This window comes from Aquabacterium humicola, assembly GCF_030167915.1.
In the GTDB taxonomy this organism is placed as follows: domain Bacteria; phylum Pseudomonadota; class Gammaproteobacteria; order Burkholderiales; family Burkholderiaceae_C; genus Pseudaquabacterium; species Pseudaquabacterium humicola.
Map to the genome: position 1 here is coordinate 469,102 of NZ_JARGNB010000004.1, position 18,268 is coordinate 487,369.

Consider the following 18,268-nt stretch of genomic DNA (forward strand, 5'->3'; position numbering starts at 1 on the left):
GAAGGGCGGCTGGTAGAACCAGGACGGGCCCTTTTCACCACGACAACAAGACTGCTCAGGGAAACTACAACGACGGACGGGTCAGGCGGTCGAGCCGTGCCAACCAGAGCATGGCCTGCTGCCGAGACTCGCCACACATCTCCAGCGACGGCTGGAGGGAGGCGCACACCGCGGGCCGCTGCGGCTGACCGAACAGCCGGCAGCGGCCTTGTGCGTCCAGCTGCACGCACGGCACGCCGGCCGGCTTGCCGTCGGGCATGCCGGGAATCGGCGAGCTGATCGACGGCGCGATGCAGCACGCGGCGCAGCGGGGCCGGCATTCCATCGCGCGCATGTTAGGCGGCCATTGCACGAGCGACGCCCGCGAATCGGCCTGAATTTCTACAATGGCCGGTTCGATTCCCCACACGGTCAGGCGCGCTCCTTGGCGCGCGCCGCCGCATCCATCGTGCTGCACCCCGAAAGTTTTGACGTCATCGTCGTCGGCGGCGGCCATGCCGGCACCGAGGCCGCGCTGGCCGCGGCCCGCATGGGCTGCCGCACGCTGCTGCTGAGCCACAACATCGAGACGCTGGGGCAGATGAGCTGCAACCCGTCGATCGGCGGCATCGGCAAGGGGCACCTGGTCAAGGAAGTCGATGCGCTGGGCGGCGCGATGGCGGCGGCGACCGACGAAGCCGGCATCCAGTTCCGCATCCTCAACTCGTCCAAGGGCCCGGCGGTGCGCGCGACGCGGGCGCAGGCCGACCGCATCCTCTACAAGGCAGCCATCCGCCATCGGCTCGAGAACCAGCCGAACCTGTGGCTGTTCCAGCAGGCGGTCGACGACCTGGTCGTCGAATCCGACGGTGCCGGCGGCGAGCGGGTGACCGGCGCGGTGACGCAAGTGGGCATCCGCTTCCGCGCGAAGACGGTGGTGCTGACCGCCGGCACCTTCCTCGATGGCCGCGTGCACGTCGGCTTGCAGAACCACGCCGCCGGCCGTGCCGGCGACCCGCCGGCGGTGACGCTGTCGGCCCGGCTGAAGGAGCTGAAGCTGCCGCAGGGCCGCCTCAAGACCGGCACGCCGCCGCGCATCGACGGGCGCAGCATCGATTTCAGCCGCCTGGTCGAGCAGCCGGGCGACCTGGATCCCGTGCCGGTGTTCAGCTTCCTCGGCTCGGCCGCCCAGCATCCGCGCCAGGTGCCCTGCTGGATCACCCACACCAATGCGCGCACGCATCAGATCATCCGCTCCGGCTTCGACCGCAGCCCGATGTTCACCGGCGTGATCGAGGGGGTGGGCCCGCGCTACTGCCCGAGCATCGAGGACAAGGTCAACCGCTTCGCCGACAAGGATTCGCACCAGATCTTCCTGGAGCCGGAAGGGCTGACGACGAACGAGTTCTACCCGAACGGCATCTCGACCTCGCTGCCGTTCGACATCCAGATCGCCGCGGTGCAGTCGATGCCGGGGCTGGAGCGCGCGCACATCCTGCGGCCGGGTTATGCGATCGAATACGACTACTTCGATCCACGGGCGCTGAAGTCCAGTTTCGAGACGCGTTCGATCGGCGGGCTGTTCTTCGCCGGCCAGATCAACGGCACGACCGGCTACGAAGAAGCGGCGGCGCAGGGCCTGTATGCCGGGGTCAATGCCGCGCTGCAGGCGCAGGGCCGCGAGCCGATGACGCTGCGGCGCGACCAGGCCTACCTGGGCGTGCTGGTCGACGACCTGATCACCAAGGGTGTCAGCGAGCCGTACCGCATGTTCACCAGCCGCGCCGAGTTCCGGCTGCAGCTGCGCGAGGACAACGCCGATGCCCGCCTGACCGAGCTCGGCCGCACGGTCGGTCTGGTCGACGACGTGCGGTGGGCGGCCTTCAACCGCAAGCGCGACGCGGTGGCGCGCGAGATGGAACGCCTGAAGTCGACCTGGGTGCATCCCGGCATCCTGCCGGCGGCGGACGGCGAGCGGCTGCTGGGCAAGCCGATCGAGCGGGAGTACAACCTGGCGGACCTGCTGCGCCGGCCCGGGATCGGTTTCGACACGGTCGCCGCGATCGCGGCGATCGCCCGGCCCGAGGCCCGTGTTTCACGTGAAACCTTGAGCATCGAGCTGCAGGACCCGTTGCTCGCCGACGCGGTGGTCGAGCAGGTCGAGATCGCGACCAAGTACGCCGGCTACATCGGCAAGCAGGTCGAGGAAGTCGAGCGCGCGTCGAACCTGGAGCACCTGCGCCTGCCGGCCGAGCTGGACTACGGCCAGGTCACCGCGCTGAGCTTCGAGGTGCGTCAGAAGCTGAGCTGCCACCGCCCCGAGACACTGGGCCAGGCCTCGCGCATCTCCGGCGTGACGCCGGCGGCGATTTCGCTGCTGCTGGTGCACCTGAAGCGCGGTCGTTTCGCCGGGTTCGCCGAACCGCGCCGGACCCCGGCTGACAGCGACCGTGATGCAGCCTGAACCGATGGGCCTGGAGCCTTCGGCGGACCCCGCCGCGCCCGAGGCCGCCGCCCGCGCGGCCATTGCCGGCGCGGCGCAGCAGCTCGGCCTTCCGCTGGAGCCGGCGGCGATCGACCGCTTGATCGCCTACCTTGCGCTGATGCAGCGCTGGAACCGCGTCTACAACCTGACGGCCCTCCGCGATCCGGCGCAGATGCTGAGCCACCACCTGATCGACTGCCTCGCGGTGCTGCCGGCGCTGCGGCGCCACGCCCAGGGCCGGCCGCTGCGCATCCTGGACGTCGGCAGCGGCGGCGGGCTGCCGGGGGTCGTGCTGGCGATCGTGCAGGGCGACTGGTCGGTGACCTGCATCGACGCGGTCGCGAAGAAGGCTGGTTTCGTGCGCCAGGTCGCCGGGGAACTGGCGCTGCCGAACCTGCGCTCGGTGCATGGCCGCGTCGAGGCGCTGCCGGCCGACGCGCGCTTCGATGTGATCGTCTCGCGCGCCTTCGCATCGCTGGTCGACTTCACGACGCTGTCCCGGACGCAGCTTGCGCCGGATGGCGTTTGGCTCGCGATGAAGGGCCGGGCGCCCGACGACGAAGCCGCGGCGCTGGGACCCGGTGTGTCGGTGTTTCACGTGGAACCACTGCGCGTTCCTGGGCTGCCCGAGCAGCGCTGCCTCGTGTGGCTGCGGCCCCACGGCGGGCGCTGAACCACGCGTTCGCCGGCGCCTGCGCGAAGCCGTCGCGGCGACCCCTCCGGCGATACTCCGCCCATGGCGAAAGTCTTTTGCATCGCGAACCAGAAGGGCGGCGTCGGCAAGACGACGACGACGGTGAACCTGGCCGCCGGCCTGGCGCAGGTCAAGCAGCGTGTGCTGGTGATCGACCTCGATCCGCAGGGCAACGCGACCATGGGCTCGGGCATCGACAAGCGCGCGATGCCGCTGTCGGTCTACGACGTGCTGCTCGAATCGGCGGCCATCGGCGAAGCGCGGCAGCGCTCGGAGAAGGGCGGCTATGACGTGCTCGGCGCCAACCGCGAGCTGGCCGGCGCCGAGGTCGAGCTGGTCGCGCTGGAGCACCGCAACGAACGCCTGCGCCGCGCGCTCGCCGGCACCGAGGACGACTACGACTTCGTGCTGATCGACTGCCCGCCGTCGTTGAGCCTGCTGACGCTGAACGGCCTGTGCAGCGCGCACGGCGTGATCGTGCCGATGCAGTGCGAGTACTTCGCGCTCGAAGGCCTGTCCGACCTCGTCAATACGATCAAGCAGGTGCACGCCAACCTGAACCGCGACCTGCAGATCATCGGCCTGCTGCGGGTGATGTTCGACCCGCGCATCACGCTGCAGCAGCAGGTCAGCGACCAGCTGCGCGCGCACTTCGGCGACAAGGTGTTCGACGCGGTGATTCCGCGCAACGTGCGCCTGGCCGAAGCGCCCAGCTACGGCCAGCCCGGCGTCGTGTTCGACCCCGCCTCCAAGGGCGCGCAGGCCTACATCGACTTCGCGCGCGAGCTGGTGCAGCGGGTGAAAGGGCTGCGCTGATGCGCTTCGACACTCCCTGGCCGGAACGCTTGCTGTCGCGCGTCGAGGACGCCGGTCTCAACGCCAGCGCGCCGCCGCAGCAACGCTGGATCGACGGCTGGCTGGTGCGCACGTCGCCCGGCAAGGCCAAACGCGCGCGCTGCGTGCAGCCGGTGGCCGACGGCCGGCTGCCGGTCGACGAGCGGCTCGATCTTTGCGCGGCGCTGTTCCGCGACGCCGGCCTGCCGCTGTTCCTGCGCATCACGCCGTTTTCGCGGCCGGAGGGCCTCGACGCGCTGCTCGAAGCGCGCGGCATGCATCGCATCGACGACACGCGGGTGATGGTGTCGAGCGAGGTGCCGGTCGACGCGGTGCCTTTGCCGCCGGGTTACGCGATGGAGCGGCTCGCGGCAGCGGACTTCGCCGAGCAGGTCGGGGCGATGCGCGGTTCGCCGGCTGCACAGCGCGCCGCGCATGCCGAACGCCTCGCGCAATCGCCGGTGCCTTACGAAGGCTGGGTGCTGCGCCGCCGCGAGGACGGCCGCGTCGCCGCCTGCGGCCAGGTGGCTGCCGAAGCCGGCCTCGTCGGCATCTACGATGTCTTCACCGATCCCGCCGAGCGCGGCCGCGGCCTGGCGCGCAGCCTGTGCCAGAACCTGCTGGCGATGGCGCGCGCACGGGGGGCCGCGGTGGCCTACCTGCAGGTCGACGCGGCCAACCACGCCGCGCGGGCGGTGTACCGGCGGCTCGGCTTTGCCGATGCGTACGGCTACCACTACCGGTCGCCGGAGGCCGACGCGCACTGACCCGGCGCCGAAAGGCGCCGCCCGCAGGCCCGCGGGCAACCGGCCGGACCTACAGCCCCAGGCCTTCGTCCAGCCCCAGATGCACGTTCATCGACTGCACGGCGGCGCCACTGGCGCCCTTGCCGAGGTTGTCGAGCCGCGCCATCAGGATCGCCTGCTCGGCGCTGGCGAACACGAACAGGTCGGCCCGGTTGGTGTCGTTGCAGGCCTGCACGTCGAAGTAGCCACTCTCCAGCGTCGCCGGATCGGACAGCGGCATCACCTTGACGAAGCGCTCGCCGGCGTAGCGGTCGGCCAGCGTGCGCTGCAGCAGCGCGCCGTCGGTGCCCGGCTTCAGCTGCGACAGGTGCAAGGGCACACTCACCGCCAAACCCTTGTAGAAATTGGCGACGATCGGCATGAAGTTCGGCTTCTTCGTCAAGCGCGCGTGGGCCACCATCTCCGGCAGGTGCTTGTGGCCGAGCGCCAGCCCGTAGGGCCGCGGCGCGTCGAGCGCGGGATCACCGCCGGCCTGGTACTGCTCGATCATCTTCTTGCCGCCGCCGGAGTAGCCGGTGATCGAGGTCGCCGTCAGCGGCAGGTCCGCCGGGATCAGGCCGGCGTCGACCAGCGGCCGCACCAGCAGGATGAAGGCGCTGGCATGGCAGCCCGGGTTCGCGATGCGCTTGCTGTCGCGGATGAGCTGGCGCTGTTCGGCCGCCAGCTCCGGCAGGCCGAACGCCCAGCCGGACACCGTGCGGTGCGCGGTGCTGGCATCGATCAGGCAGGTCCTGGGGTTGTTCACCAGCGCGGCCGCTTCGCGCGCGGCGGCATCGGGCAGGCAGAGGAACGCGACATCGGCGGCGTTCAGCAGGCGGGCGCGTTCGGCCGCGTCCTTGCGCTTGTCGGCATCGATGCGCAGGACCTCGACATCGTTGCGGCGCGCGAGCATCTCGTGAATGCGCAGGCCCGTCGTGCCTTCCTGGCCGTCGACGAAGATGCGGTGGGTCATGGCTACAGTCCTGGATCGTGGATGCGGGAGAACCCGAAGGATAAGGCCAAGATGATGGATTCGATGCGGGTGCTGTTGTTGCCGGGTTGGCTGGATTCCGATCCGCCGCATTGGCAGAGCCGCTGGGAACGGCTTCATGGCGCGGAGCGTGTGCAGCAGGACGACTGGTGGTGGCCGCGCCGCGGCGACTGGATGGCGCGGCTCGACGAGGTGCTGCTGGCCGATGCCCGGCCCGCGCTGCTGGCCGCGCACAGCCTGGGCTGCCAGCTCGTCGCCGCGTGGGCGACGCACTCGCGGCACGTCGATCGCGTGCGCGGCGCGCTGCTCGTCGCGCTGCCCGACATCGTGCGCGAGGACATGCCGCCGCAACTGCAGGCCTGGGGGCCGATCCCGAATCGGCCGCTGCCGTTCCCCGCCATCGCGGTGCTGAGCGAAGACGATCCGTACTGCGCGCAAGAACGCGGCGAGCGCATGGCCTCGGACTGGGGCTGCACGATCGAACACATCGGCCCGCGCGGCCACATCAACGGCGACAGCGGCCTCGGCGACTGGCCCGAAGGCTGGCGGCTTCTGCAGCGTCTTGCGGCGCGGCCGTTGGCCTGACAATCCCGCTCCATGGTCACGAAGAAACCCAAGGGCCTCGGCCTCGGCCTCGAAGCGCTGCTCGGCCCCAAGGTCAGCGAATCGGCGACCGCCGACACGCGGCCGAGCACGCTGCCGCTGACCCGGCTGCGTGCCGGCAGGTACCAGCCGCGCACCCGCATGGACGAAGGCTCGTTGTACGAGCTGGCGGAGAGCATCAAGAGCCAGGGCGTGATGCAGCCGATCCTGGTGCGCCCGGTCGGTGCCAACGGCTACGAGATCATCGCCGGCGAACGCCGCTTCCGTGCCGCGAAGCTCGCCGGGCTCGACGAGGTGCCGGTGCTCGTCAAGGACGTGCCCGACGAAGCCGCCGCGGTGATGGCGCTGATCGAGAACATCCAGCGCGAGGACCTCAACCCGCTCGAAGAGGCGCAGGGCCTGCAGCGACTCGTCGACGAGTTCCACCTGACGCACGAGCAGGCCGCGCAGGCGGTCGGACGTTCGCGCAGTGCGGCGACGAACCTGCTGCGCCTGCTGAACCTCAGCGCACAGGTGCAGCAGATGCTGATGGCCGGCGACCTCGACATGGGCCATGCACGCGCCTTGCTGCCGCTCGATGCGGCCGAGCAGATCCTCTACGCGAACGAGATCGTCGCGAAGAAGCTGTCGGTGCGCGAGGCCGAGAAGCTGGCGGCCAAGGCGCAGGCGCCGGGCCGACAGAAGACGCTGCTGCGCGTCAAGCAGGACAAGTCGCGCGACCTGCTGCGCCTGGAAGAGCAGCTCGCCGATGCCCTGACCGCGAAGGTCGAGATACGGCTGCATCCGCGTGGTGCACGCGGCGCGCGCGGCGAGAAGGGCGAGGTGGTCATCGCCTTCGCGTCGTTCGACGAGCTCAACGGCCTGCTCGATCGGCTCGGCGCGCCGGAGCGCTGAGGGCCGCTGGCATGGTGCGGCACGCGGTCCTTCGGTGTGGCGCGCGCGCGTCCGCAGGCGTGCATCACTTCGCGTTTGGGCGCATGATGTTCGCAAGCCGTGCGCGGTTGTCGGCGAAGCCCGATGCGCCGGCGTTGAAGCACGTATACGATGGACCTCGAGCCTGGCGCGGCGCTTGCTGGGCAGGTTGGGAACAGCACCGTCTTACGGTGTCTTCTCGGCCGCTCGCCGCAACCGGGACTGATCCAAGCTGGAGACATCGACTGAACTGATCACTGGCGTGAAGCCGACCGGAAAGCTCTGATGGAGCCTGGGCCCGTGAAGCCGGGACTTCATCAGAACTTCCCCGACGCCGATGGGGAGCCACTCCTGCATCGGCGCTGTGTCCGCCTAAGGAGGTCCGCATGGACGTGATCAGCAGTTTCGCCGCTCGCTTCGAACGCACGCGGGAAGAGGAGATGTCCCTCGAGGACTACCTCGCCGAGTGCAAGCGCAACCCGCTCGCCTACGCCACTGCAGCCGAGCGCATGCTCAAGGCGATCGGCGAGCCGCAGATGGTCGACACCCGCAACGACCAGCGCCTGTCGCGCATCTTCGCGAACAAGGTCATCAAGATCTATCCGGCCTTCGCCGAGTTCTACGGCATGGAGGATTCGATCGAGCAGGTCGTCTCCTACTTCCGCCATGCGGCCCAGGGCCTCGAAGAGAAGAAGCAGGTGCTGTACCTGCTGGGGCCGGTCGGTGGCGGCAAGAGCTCGATCGCCGAACGCCTGAAGCTGCTGATGCAGGACGTGCCCTTCTACGCACTGAAGGGCTCGCCGGTCAACGAGTCGCCGCTCGGCCTGTTCAATGCGACCGAAGACGGGGCGATCCTCGAGAAGGAATACGGCATCCCGGCCCGCTACCTGAACCGCATCATGAGCCCGTGGGCCGTGAAGCGGCTCGACGAGTTCGGCGGCGACATCCGCAAGTTCAGGGTCGTCAAGCGCTTCCCGTCGGTGCTCAAGCAGATTGCCGTCTGCAAGACCGAGCCCGGCGACGAGAACAACCAGGACATCAGCTCGCTGGTCGGCAAGGTCGACATCCGCAAGCTCGAGACCTACGCGCAGGACGACCCGGACGCCTACAGCTACTCCGGAGGCCTGTGCCTCGCGAACCAGGGCCTGCTGGAGTTCGTCGAGATGTTCAAGGCGCCGATCAAGGTGCTGCACCCGCTGCTGACGGCGACCCAGGAAGGCAACTTCAAGGGCACCGAAGGCTTCGGCGCGATCCCCTTCGACGGCATCATCCTCGCGCACTCGAACGAGAGCGAATGGAAGACCTTCCGCAACAACAAGAACAACGAAGCCTTCCTCGACCGCGTCTACATCGTCAAGGTGCCGTACTGCCTGCGTGTTAGCGAAGAGGTCAAGATCTACGAGAAGCTGATCCGCGGCTCGTCGCTGGCCGAGGCCAAGTGCGCCCCGGGCACGCTGAAGATGATGAGCCAGTTCGCGATCCTTACGCGCCTGAAGGAGCCGGAGAACTCGTCGCTGTTCTCGAAGATGCAGATCTACGACGGCGAGAACCTCAAGGACACCGACCCGCGCGCGAAGAGCTACCAGGAGTACCGCGATTACGCCGGCGTCGACGAAGGCATGAGCGGCATCTCGACGCGCTTCGCCTACAAGATCCTGTCGCGCGTCTTCAACTTCGACAGCCAGGAAGTCGCCGCCAACCCGGTGCACCTGATGTACGTGCTCGAGCAGCAGATCGAACGCGAGCAGTTCCCGCAGGAGCAGGAGCAGAAGTACGTCGCGTTCATCAAGGAGCAGCTGGCGCCGCGCTACGCGGAGTTCATCGGCAAGGAGATCCAGACCGCCTACCTCGAGAGTTACTCGGAGTACGGCCAGAACATCTTCGACCGCTACGTGACCTACGCCGACTACTGGATCCAGGACCACGAGTACCGCGATACCGACACCGGCGAGGTCTTCGACCGTTCGGCGCTGAATGCCGAGCTCGAGAAGATCGAGAAGCCCGCCGGCATCGCGAACCCGAAGGACTTCCGCAACGAGATCGTCAACTTCGTGCTGCGCGCGCGCGCCAGCAATGCCGGCCGCAACCCCAACTGGACCAGCTACGAGAAGCTGCGCACGGTGATCGAGAAGAAGATGTTCTCGAACACCGAGGAGCTGCTGCCGGTGATCAGCTTCAACGCCAAGGCCAGCGCCGACGAGGCGAAGAAGCACGAGGACTTCGTCACCCGCATGGTCGCCAAGGGCTACACGCCGAAGCAGGTGCGCCTGCTCTGCGAGTGGTACCTGCGCGTCCGCAAGTCGAGCTAGAACGGATTCAGGGGGCAGCGCAACTAACCGCCAAAGCGAGAGGACGGGATGCTGCAGCAGATCATCGACCGGCGGCTGGCCGGCAAGAACAAGTCGATCGGGAACCGCGAGCGCTTCATGCGCCGCTACAAGGGCCACATCAAGGAAGCGGTGCGGCGGGCGGTCGACGGCCGCGGCATCCGTGACCTCGAGCGCAGCGAAGAGATCCGCATCCCGAAGAAGGACCTGTCGGAGCCGGTCTTCCACCACGGCCAGGGTGGCGTGCGCGACATGGTGCATCCGGGCAACCGCGAGTACGTGCGCGGAGACCGCATCGAGCGGCCCAAGGGCGGCCAGGGCGGCGGCAGCGGCAAGGGCCAGGCGAGCGACCAGGGCGAGGGCGAGGACGACTTCACCTTCACGCTCAGCAAGGAAGAGTTCATGCAGGTCTTCTTCGAGGACCTGGCCCTGCCGCACCTGATCCGCACGCAGCTCGCCGAGACGCCCGAGTGGCGCAGCCAGCGCGCCGGCTTCGTCAGCGACGGCACGCCGAACAACCTGCACGTCGTGCGCTCGATGCGCGGGGCGATCGGACGCCGCCTCGCGATCGGCTCCGGTTCGCGCCGCGAGCTGCGCGAGATGGAAGAGAAGCTCGCCGAGCTCAAGCTCGCGGCGCTCAACGGCGACAAGACCGCCGAGTTGGAGATCAAGCCGCTCGAGGAAGAGATCGCCGCGCTGCGGGCGCGCCTGGAGCGCATTCCCTACCTCGACCCGATCGACCTGCGCTTCCGCAACCGCATCAAGGTGCCGGTGCCGACGTCGAAGGCGGTGATGTTCTGCCTGATGGACGTCTCCGGCTCGATGGACGAGGGCCGCAAGGACCTGTCCAAGCGCTTCTTCATCCTGCTGTACCTGTTCCTGACGCGGCACTACGAGAAGATCGACATCGTCTTCATCCGCCACCACACGCAGGCGCAGGAGGTCGACGAGGAAAACTTCTTCCATGCCCGCGAGACCGGCGGCACGGTGGTGTCGAGTGCGCTGGTGCTGATGGAAGAGATCATCCGCGCCCGCTACAGCCCGAGCGAGTGGAACATCTACGGCGCGCAGGCCAGCGACGGCGACAACTGGCACCATGATTCCGGCCGCTGCCGCGAGCTGCTGGCCGAGAAGCTGCTGCCGCTGGTGCGCTACTTCGCGTACGTGCAGGTGGCCGAGGAAGAGCAGAATCTGTGGGAGGAATACTCCCAGCTCGCCGAGACCTACCCTCACTTCGCGATGCGCAAGGCCACCGACCAGACGCAGATCTACCCGGTGTTCCGCGATCTCTTCAAGAAGGAAGGCGCGGCCGCCGCAGCATGAACGACGAGGATTCGCATGAGTGCAGTGCTGGTGCCTGAACGTCCGCTGCGTGGTCCGCTGCCGTGGGGCGGCCAGGTCGAGCGCCTGCCCGGCCCGAGCGACTGGTCGTTCGATCTGATCGAGCGCTACCACGAGGTCATCCGCCGCACCGCCGAGCGCTACGGGCTGGACACCTACCCGAACCAGCTCGAGATCATCACCGCCGAGCAGATGATGGACGCCTACGCGTCCGTCGGCATGCCGGTGAACTACCGCCACTGGAGCTACGGCAAGGAGTTCATCGCCACCGAGCGCAACTACAAGCGCGGCGCGATGGGGCTGGCCTACGAGATCGTCATCAACAGCAATCCCTGCATCAGCTACCTGATGGAGGAGAACACGATGGCGATGCAGGCGCTGGTGATCGCGCATGCCGCCTACGGCCACAACAGCTTCTTCAAGGGCAACTACCTGTTCCGCATGTGGACCGACGCGTCGTCGATCATCGACTACCTGGTCTACGCGAAGAACTACGTCGCCGAGTGCGAGGAGCGCCACGGCATGGACGTGGTCGAGGCCTTCCTCGATTCCTGCCATGCGCTGTCGAACCACGGCGTCGACCGCTACCGCCGCCCCAGCCGCAAGAGCCTCGCGCAGGAACTGGCCGACCGCAAGGACCGCGAGTCCTACGCGCAGCAGCAGGTCAACGACCTCTGGCGCACGCTGCCCAAGCGCGCCGGCAAGGCCGACGAACCGGTCGAGGCCCGCCGCTTCCCCGAGGAACCGCAGGAGAACCTGCTGTACTTCATCGAGAAGAACGCGCCGCTGCTCGAGCCCTGGCAGCGCGAGGTCGTGCGCATCGTGCGCAAGGTGGCGCAGTACTTCTATCCGCAGCGCCAGAGCCAGGTGATGAACGAGGGCTGGGCCACGTTCTGGCACCACCGGCTGCTGAACACGATGTACGACGAAGGCTGGCTGACCGACGGCGTGATGATCGAGTGGCTGAAGTCGCACACCAACGTGGTCTACCAGCCGCGCGTGGGCGACCGCGGCTACAGCGGCCTGAACCCGTATGCGCTCGGCTTCGCGATGTACACCGACATCAAGCGCATCTGCGAGAACCCCACCGAGGAAGACCGGCAGTGGTTCCCCGAGATCGCCGGCGCCGACTGGGTGCCGACGCTCGACCACGCGATGCGCAACTACAAGGACGAGAGCTTCATCGGCCAGTACCTGAGCCCGAAGATGATGCGCGATTTCCGGCTCTTCGCGATCCACGACGACGAGAAGGAAAGCGAGCTCGAGGTCAGCGCGATCCACGACGAGGCGGGCTACAAGCGCGTGCGCGAGGCGCTGTCGCGACAGTATGACCTCGGCTCGCGCGAGCCCAACATCCAGGTCTGGAACGTCAACCTGCGCGGCGACCGCTCGCTGACGCTGCGCCACTTCCAGCACAACGACCGCCCGCTGGACGACGGCGCCCAGGAGGTGCTGAAGCACGTCGCGCGGCTGTGGGGCTTCGGCGTGCACCTGGAAAGCGTCAACTCCCGCAACGACGTGACCAAGCGCTGGTCCGTCGGCGCGCCGCAGCAGTAAGCGAACAAATCACGCGCCGCGCGGGGCGTTCGCGCCCGGCGGCGGGTTCGATTCAAGTTCGCATCGTTTCGGGTCGATAGGACGAGCAGACCATCGGGCTTGGCTGCCCGAGGGCATGGCTTTCATCCGGAGACCCGCTCTTGCCGTCGACCCCGGCCCCGCGTCGCTCGATCCATCCGTCCCGGTGGCACCTGGCGCTGGACCTGTTCGCCATCGCCGCCGCGGTGTTCGCCGCCGGCACGATGACCTCGCTGGTGCTGGCCGACTGGTCGGCGGGTGCCGGCTGGCTCGGTGCGCTGGTCGGCGCGCTGCTGATGGGCGCGCTGCTGGCGCCGGTGCTGTACCTGGGCGTGCGCTACCGGGCGCAACGCTTTGCCGAGGCGCGCGGCGGCGACACGGCGCGCGAGGAGCCGCCGGATGTCTTCGCCGGCGGCATGCACCAGCGCGTGCGCATCGCGCTCTTCGCCGTGCTGGTGCTGGTCGGCGCGGTGGTGTTCGGCCAGCAGCAGCAGAGCGAGTGGATCGAGCGCGAACGCGGCGTCGACGCCGAGATCGTCGGCCTCGCCGGCCGCCAGGGCATGTGGAGCCAGCAGATCGCGCGCCACGCCGCGCTGCTGCTGCAGGCACACCCGGCAGAGCGCGCGACGATCGACCGCTCGCTGCGCCAGGCGCTGGACGAATGGCGCGTCGAAGCCGGCCGGCTCGACGAGCTGATCGGCCTGCAGGCCGAGGCCTCGGCCAACGCCGCGACCTTGCTGCGTCCGGCGCTGCGCGACTGGCATGAAGCGCGCGCGCGCCTGTGGGAGCGCAGCGACGCGGTGCGCCGCAGCCTGCTCGAACCCGCTGCCGAGGATGAGCTGCGCGCCGGCGTCGGCGCGCTGCAGGCCGAGGTGGCGCCCGCGCTCGATGCAGCGCAGTCGCTGGCCCAACGTTCGAATGACGCGGCCCGCGCGCGCAGCGAGGAGGCGATCGGCGCGCAGCGATCGTCGGCGCTGTACATCGCGGCGATGCTGGTCTTCCTGGCGCTCGGCATCGCCGAGCCGACCGCGCGCGCCGTGCGGCGCCAGACGCGCCAGCTCGCCGCGCAGGCCGACGAGCTGGCGCGCCTGGCGCTGGTGGCCGAGCGCACCAACCACGCGGTGACCCTGACCGATGCCAAGGGCCGCATCGTCTGGGTCAACGAGGGTTTCACCCGCATCACCGGCTTCGGCCCGGCCGAGGTCATCGGCCAGCCCTCGCTGCGCATGCTGCTGGCCGGCGGCGCCGAACCGGCGGCGATCCAGCGCCTGCGAAGGGCCCAGGGCGATGGCGGCGGCGCGCGCGTCGAGGTGCTCAGCCGCACCCGCGACGGCCGCGAGTTCTGGCTCGACCTCGACCTGCAGCCGCTGCGCAATGCCGATGGCGCGCTGACCGGCTTCGTCGGCGTCGGCAGCGATGTGACCGAGCGTGTGACCGAGCGCCTGAAGACCGCCGCGCTGCTCGCCGCGCTGCCCACCGGCGTGCTGGTGCAGGACGAGCACGGCCGCTCGGTCGAGTGCAACCCGGCTGCGTTGCGCATGCTGGAGCTCGACCGCGCGCAGGTGCTGCTGCAGGCCCCGCTGCCGCCGAGCTGGAAGGTGCTCAACGAGGACTTGAGCGAGTGCGGCATGGACGACCGCCCCGGCACGCTCGCGCTGCGCAGCGGCGCCGGCGTGCAGGGGCGCATCCTCGGCATCACGCGCGCCGACGGCGAGCTGCGCTGGCTGCTGGTCAATGCCGAGCCGGTGGTCGACGCGCTCGGCCGCTCGGCCGGTGTCGTCTCGTGCTTCATCGATGTCACCGAGCAGCGCAACCAGCGCGTGCTGCTGCAGATGACGGTCGAGGCCGCCGGCGTCGGCACCTGGCAGTGGGACATCGCCAACCGCCGCTTCCAGTGCAACGACCGGCTGGTGACGATGCTCGGCTACCGCCCCGGCGAACTGGACCTCGAGGCCGACAACGTGCTCGAGGACCTGGTGCACCCGGACGACCGCGCGCCGCGCCGCGACGCGATGGCGCAGCACCTGGCGAACCCCGACGTGCCGTTCCGCTGCGAGCAGCGCCTGCGCCGCCCCGATGGCGAATGGGCGACCGTGCTCAGCTGCGGCACGGTGACCGAGCGCGGCGAGCAGGGCCAGCCGCGGCGCGTCGCCGGCCTGCACTTCGACATGACCGAGCAGATGCAGATGCAGGCGATGCTGCGCCACGCGGCGCGCACCGACGGCCTGACGCAGCTGCCCAACCGCGCCGCTGTGTTCGACCGCGTGCAGCAGGCGCTGCAGCGGTCGCAGGAGCAGGAAGGCTTCGGCTATGCGGTGCTGTTCATGGACTTCGACCGCTTCAAGCAGGTCAACGACACGCTGGGCCATGCGGTCGGCGACGAACTGCTGCGGCAGATCGCCAACCGGCTGCGCCGCACGCTGCGCCCCGGCGACGTGATCGGCCACGACCCGGCCTACGAAGCGACCGAGCACACCGCCGGCCGCATCGGCGGCGACGAGTTCGTCGTCGTGCTCGAGCACGTGCGCGGCCGCGACGATGCCTGCGCCGTCGCGCGCCGCCTGCTCGATTCGCTGGCCGAGCCCTATCGCATCGGCCCGCATGTCGTGCACTCCACCGCCAGCATCGGCATCGTCACGTCCGAGCAGGCGGCCAACGACGCGCACACGGTGATGCGCGACGCCGACACCGCGATGTACGAAGCCAAGCGCGGCGGCCGCGGCCGCTACGTGGTGTTCGACCCGTCGATGCACGAGCGCGTCGCGCGCACGCTGAGCATCGAGAACGACCTGCGCCTGGCGCTGGAGCGCGACGAGCTCTTCGTCGTCTACCAGCCGGTGATCGACTTCGTGGCCGGCCGCGCCGGCGCGGTCGAGGCGCTGGTGCGCTGGCGCCATCCGGCGCGCGGCATCGTCGCGCCGGTGGAGTTCATCCCGGTCGCCGAGGAATCGGGCCTGATCGTCGAGATCGGCCGCCGCGTGCTGGCCACCGCCTGCCGCCAGTTCGTCGCCTGGCAGCAGGCGCTCGGACCGCTGGCGCCGCAGTCGATCGCCGTCAACCTGTCGACCGTGCAGCTGCGCCAGCCGGACCTCGTCGCCGACGTGCAGGCCTGCCTCGTGGCCAGCGGCATCGCGCCGGCGCAGCTGCAGCTCGAGGTCACCGAGAGCCTGGCCGCGCAGGACGAGCTCGCGCGCACGCGGCTGCGCGAGCTGAAGGCGCTGGGCCTGGGCATCGCGCTGGACGACTTCGGCACCGGCTATTCGTCGCTCGCCTGCCTGCACCAGCTGCCGGTCGACACGGTGAAGATCGACCGCAGCTTCGTCAGCCATGCCGAGACCAGCGAATACCACCGCGCGCTGATCGAGGCGACGATCCGCGTCGCGCAGACGCTGGGCATGGCCACCGTCGCCGAAGGCATCGAGAGCGCCGGCCAGGCCGCGCTGCTGCAGCAGATGCAGTGCGCGCGCGGCCAGGGCTACCTGTTCAGCCGGCCGCTGGAGGCCGAGGCGTTGACGCAGTGGCTGCGCGAGCGCGGTGACGCCGAGCCGCCGACGCGGCGCGCCGCCTAGTACACGAGATGAGCGGCCACCGGCCGCTCAGAGTGCGAAGATCTTGCCCGGGTTCAGGATGTTCTTCGGGTCCAGTGCGCGCTTGAGCACGCGCATCATGTCGACCGCCCCGGCGCCCGCCTCGTCCAGCAGGAAAGCCTGCTTGTGCAGCCCGATGCCGTGCTCGCCGGTGCAGGTGCCTTCGAGCTTCAGCGCGTGGTGCACCAGCTGGTCGTTCAGGCGCTCGGCGAGATCGCGTTCGGCCGGGATCGCCGGATCGATCAGGTAGGCAATGTGGAAGTTGCCGTCGCCGACATGGCCGACGATGTAGTACGGCAGCCCGGCCGCTTCGGCCTCGTCCACCGCCAGCGCGATGCAGTCGGCCAGCCGCGAGATCGGCACGCAGGTGTCGGTGGTCACCGTGCGGCAGCCGGGCTTGAGCTGCAGCGCGGCGAAGTAGGCATGGTGGCGCGCGGTCCACAGCCGCGTGCGTTCCTCGGGCGTCGTCGCCCACTCGAAGTGCTCGCCACCGTGCTCGGACGCCGCGGCCTGCACGATCTCGGCCTGCTCGCGCACGCCGGCCTCGCTGCCGTGGAACTCCATCAGCAGCATCGGCGCCTCGCGCAGCGTGAGCTTGTCGTGGCGGTTGACCGCGCGCACGGCGTTGGCGTCGAGCAGCTCGCAGCGCGCGATCGGCACGCCGAGCTGGATGACCTCGATGGTCGTCGCCACCGCGTCGGCGATGCTCGGGAAGTGGCAGACCGCGGCCGACACCGATTCGGGCTGCGGATACAGCCGCAGGGTGACTTCGGTGATCACCCCCAGCGTGCCTTCGCTACCCACCAAAAGACGCGTCAGGTCATAGCCGGCGCTGGACTTCTTCGCCCGCGTGCCGGTGCGGATCACTTCGCCTGACGCCGTCACCACTTCGAGCGCCAGCACGTTCTCGCGCATCGTGCCGTAGCGCACCGCGTTCGTGCCGCTGGCGCGCGTCGCGGCCATGCCGCCGATCGATGCGTCGGCGCCGGGATCGATCGGGAAGAAAAGGCCCGTGTGGCGGATCTCGTCGTTGAGCTGCTTGCGGGTGACGCCGGGCTGCACGGTGACCGTCAGGTCCTCCGGGTGCACGTGCAGCACCTTGTTCATGCGCGACACGTCGATGCTGATGCCGCCCTGCACAGCAAGCAAGTGGCCTTCGAGCGACGAGCCGACCCCGTAGGGGATCACCGGGACTTCGTATTGCGCGGCCAGCGCCACCGCGGCGGCCACCTCCGCGGTGCTCTCGGCGAAGACCACCGCCTCGGGCGGCGGCACGTCGAAGGGGGATTCGTCGCGCCCGTGCTGCTCGCGCACCGCCATCGCGGTCGAGCAGCGGGGCCCGAAGCGCATCTTCAGCGCTTCGATCATCTCGGCGGGCACCGGACGCGGCTGCAGCGGCAGCAGGTGGGCGGGCAGCGTGGCGTTCATCGGCACTCTCCGGACGATGCGGATTCGTCGGGGCCATTCTAGGAGCGCGCCTTCGGGCAAGATCGCAGGCTCATTGCTGCGAAATCGCAAGACACACACCATGGCCAATCGACTGTCCCAGATCGCCACCCGCACCGGTGACAACGGCACCACCGGCCTGGGCGACGGCTCCCGCGTGCCCAAGGACCACCTGCGCGTGCAGGCGATGGGCGACGTCGACGAGCTGAACTCCAGCCTTGGCGTGCTGCTCGCCGAACCGCTGCCGGACGCGGTGCGCGAGCTGCTGGTGGTGATCCAGCACGAGCTCTTCAACCTCGGCGGCGAGCTGTCAATCCCGGGCTACACGCTGCTGAAGCCCGAGGCCGTGCTGCGGCTCGACGAGGCGCTGGCCGAGCACAACGCGACGCTGCCGCGGCTGGCCGAATTCATCCTGCCGGCCGGCACGCGCAGCGCGGCGCTGTCGCACGTTAGCCGCAGCATCGCGCGGCGGGCCGAGCGCGCGGTGGTCGCGCTCGGCGCGCAGGAGGCGGTCAATGAAGCGCCGCGCCAGTACCTGAACCGGCTGTCGGACCTGCTGTTCGTGCTGGCGCGGGTGTTGAACCGCGCGAACCTCGACGGGCTCGGCGGCGACGACGTCTACTGGCGCAGCGAGCGGCTCGCGGCGCAACAGGCGTCCGCGGACGGCGAGGCGGCGCCGTCCTGATTCATCGCGGCCCGTTCCAGGAGG

14 protein-coding genes are annotated in these 18,268 nt (G+C 69.3%); 11 read left to right on the forward strand and 3 right to left on the reverse strand.

Features of this window, described 5'->3' with window-relative positions; translation table 11 throughout:
* Nucleotides 1–64: 64 nt before the first annotated feature.
* The gene (locus P1K89_RS20915) at nt 65–325 is read right to left on the reverse strand and encodes a YkgJ family cysteine cluster protein (RefSeq protein WP_284618525.1); all 261 of its coding nucleotides are present in this window, start codon (nt 323–325) and stop codon (nt 65–67) included.
* A 123-nt stretch (nt 326–448) separates the two neighbouring features.
* Here P1K89_RS20915 and mnmG point away from each other — a divergent pair, with 123 nt between their 5' ends.
* The 4 genes from mnmG (at nt 449) to P1K89_RS20935 (ending at nt 4,759) form a co-directional block, all read left to right on the forward strand.
* The gene (gene mnmG, locus P1K89_RS20920; RefSeq protein WP_284618445.1) at nt 449–2,443 is read left to right on the forward strand and encodes a tRNA uridine-5-carboxymethylaminomethyl(34) synthesis enzyme MnmG; all 1,995 of its coding nucleotides are present in this window, start codon (nt 449–451) and stop codon (nt 2,441–2,443) included.
* On the forward strand, nt 2,433–3,137 hold the full coding sequence (rsmG, locus tag P1K89_RS20925) for a 16S rRNA (guanine(527)-N(7))-methyltransferase RsmG (RefSeq protein ID WP_284618446.1): 705 nt from the start codon (nt 2,433–2,435) through the stop codon (nt 3,135–3,137). The genes mnmG and rsmG overlap by 11 nt, the downstream gene beginning before the upstream one ends.
* Before the next feature lie 63 nt (nt 3,138–3,200).
* Nucleotides 3,201–3,974, forward strand: a complete 774-nt coding sequence (locus P1K89_RS20930; RefSeq protein WP_284618447.1) for a ParA family protein — start codon at nt 3,201–3,203, stop codon at nt 3,972–3,974.
* Nucleotides 3,974–4,759: a GNAT family N-acetyltransferase gene (locus P1K89_RS20935; RefSeq protein WP_284618448.1), complete on the forward strand. Its 786-nt coding sequence runs from the start codon at nt 3,974–3,976 to the stop codon at nt 4,757–4,759. Before P1K89_RS20930 ends, P1K89_RS20935 begins: the two co-directional genes overlap by 1 nt.
* A gap of 49 nt (nt 4,760–4,808) precedes the next feature.
* On the opposite strand, the gene argC is transcribed toward P1K89_RS20935, so the two are convergent.
* Nucleotides 4,809–5,750 carry an N-acetyl-gamma-glutamyl-phosphate reductase gene (gene argC, locus P1K89_RS20940; RefSeq protein WP_284618449.1) on the reverse strand — a complete coding sequence of 314 codons (942 nt, stop codon included), beginning with the start codon at nt 5,748–5,750 and terminating at the stop codon, nt 4,809–4,811.
* A gap of 54 nt (nt 5,751–5,804) precedes the next feature.
* Here argC and P1K89_RS20945 point away from each other — a divergent pair, with 54 nt between their 5' ends.
* The 6 genes from P1K89_RS20945 to P1K89_RS20970 all read left to right on the forward strand — a co-directional run bounded on the left by P1K89_RS20945 (nt 5,805) and on the right by P1K89_RS20970 (nt 16,095).
* Complete coding sequence (locus P1K89_RS20945) at nt 5,805–6,353, forward strand: RBBP9/YdeN family alpha/beta hydrolase (protein ID WP_284618526.1); 549 nt, start codon at nt 5,805–5,807, stop codon at nt 6,351–6,353.
* Between the two features lie 12 nt (nt 6,354–6,365).
* Nucleotides 6,366–7,265, forward strand: coding sequence for a ParB/RepB/Spo0J family partition protein (locus tag P1K89_RS20950; protein ID WP_284618450.1), 900 nt, complete (start codon nt 6,366–6,368; stop codon nt 7,263–7,265).
* A gap of 404 nt (nt 7,266–7,669) precedes the next feature.
* On the forward strand, nt 7,670–9,592 hold the full coding sequence (locus P1K89_RS20955) for a PrkA family serine protein kinase (protein ID WP_284618451.1): 1,923 nt from the start codon (nt 7,670–7,672) through the stop codon (nt 9,590–9,592).
* A 48-nt stretch (nt 9,593–9,640) separates the two neighbouring features.
* The gene (locus tag P1K89_RS20960; protein ID WP_284618452.1) at nt 9,641–10,933 is read left to right on the forward strand and encodes a YeaH/YhbH family protein; all 1,293 of its coding nucleotides are present in this window, start codon (nt 9,641–9,643) and stop codon (nt 10,931–10,933) included.
* A gap of 15 nt (nt 10,934–10,948) precedes the next feature.
* A complete protein-coding gene (locus P1K89_RS20965; RefSeq protein ID WP_284618453.1) occupies nt 10,949–12,508 on the forward strand; it encodes a SpoVR family protein in 1,560 nt (519 codons plus the stop codon).
* A gap of 140 nt (nt 12,509–12,648) precedes the next feature.
* Nucleotides 12,649–16,095, forward strand: coding sequence for an EAL domain-containing protein (locus P1K89_RS20970; RefSeq protein ID WP_284618454.1), 3,447 nt, complete (start codon nt 12,649–12,651; stop codon nt 16,093–16,095).
* A 27-nt stretch (nt 16,096–16,122) separates the two neighbouring features.
* On the opposite strand, the gene P1K89_RS20975 is transcribed toward P1K89_RS20970, so the two are convergent.
* Nucleotides 16,123–17,541 (reverse strand): FAD-binding oxidoreductase, encoded by a 1,419-nt coding sequence (locus tag P1K89_RS20975; RefSeq protein ID WP_284618455.1) that lies wholly within the window; start codon nt 17,539–17,541, stop codon nt 16,123–16,125.
* A gap of 100 nt (nt 17,542–17,641) precedes the next feature.
* Between P1K89_RS20975 and P1K89_RS20980 the strand changes: the two genes are divergently transcribed.
* Entirely contained in the window at nt 17,642–18,244 is a 603-nt protein-coding gene (locus P1K89_RS20980) for a cob(I)yrinic acid a,c-diamide adenosyltransferase (RefSeq protein WP_284618456.1), read from the forward strand.
* Nucleotides 18,245–18,268: the final 24 nt, after the last annotated feature.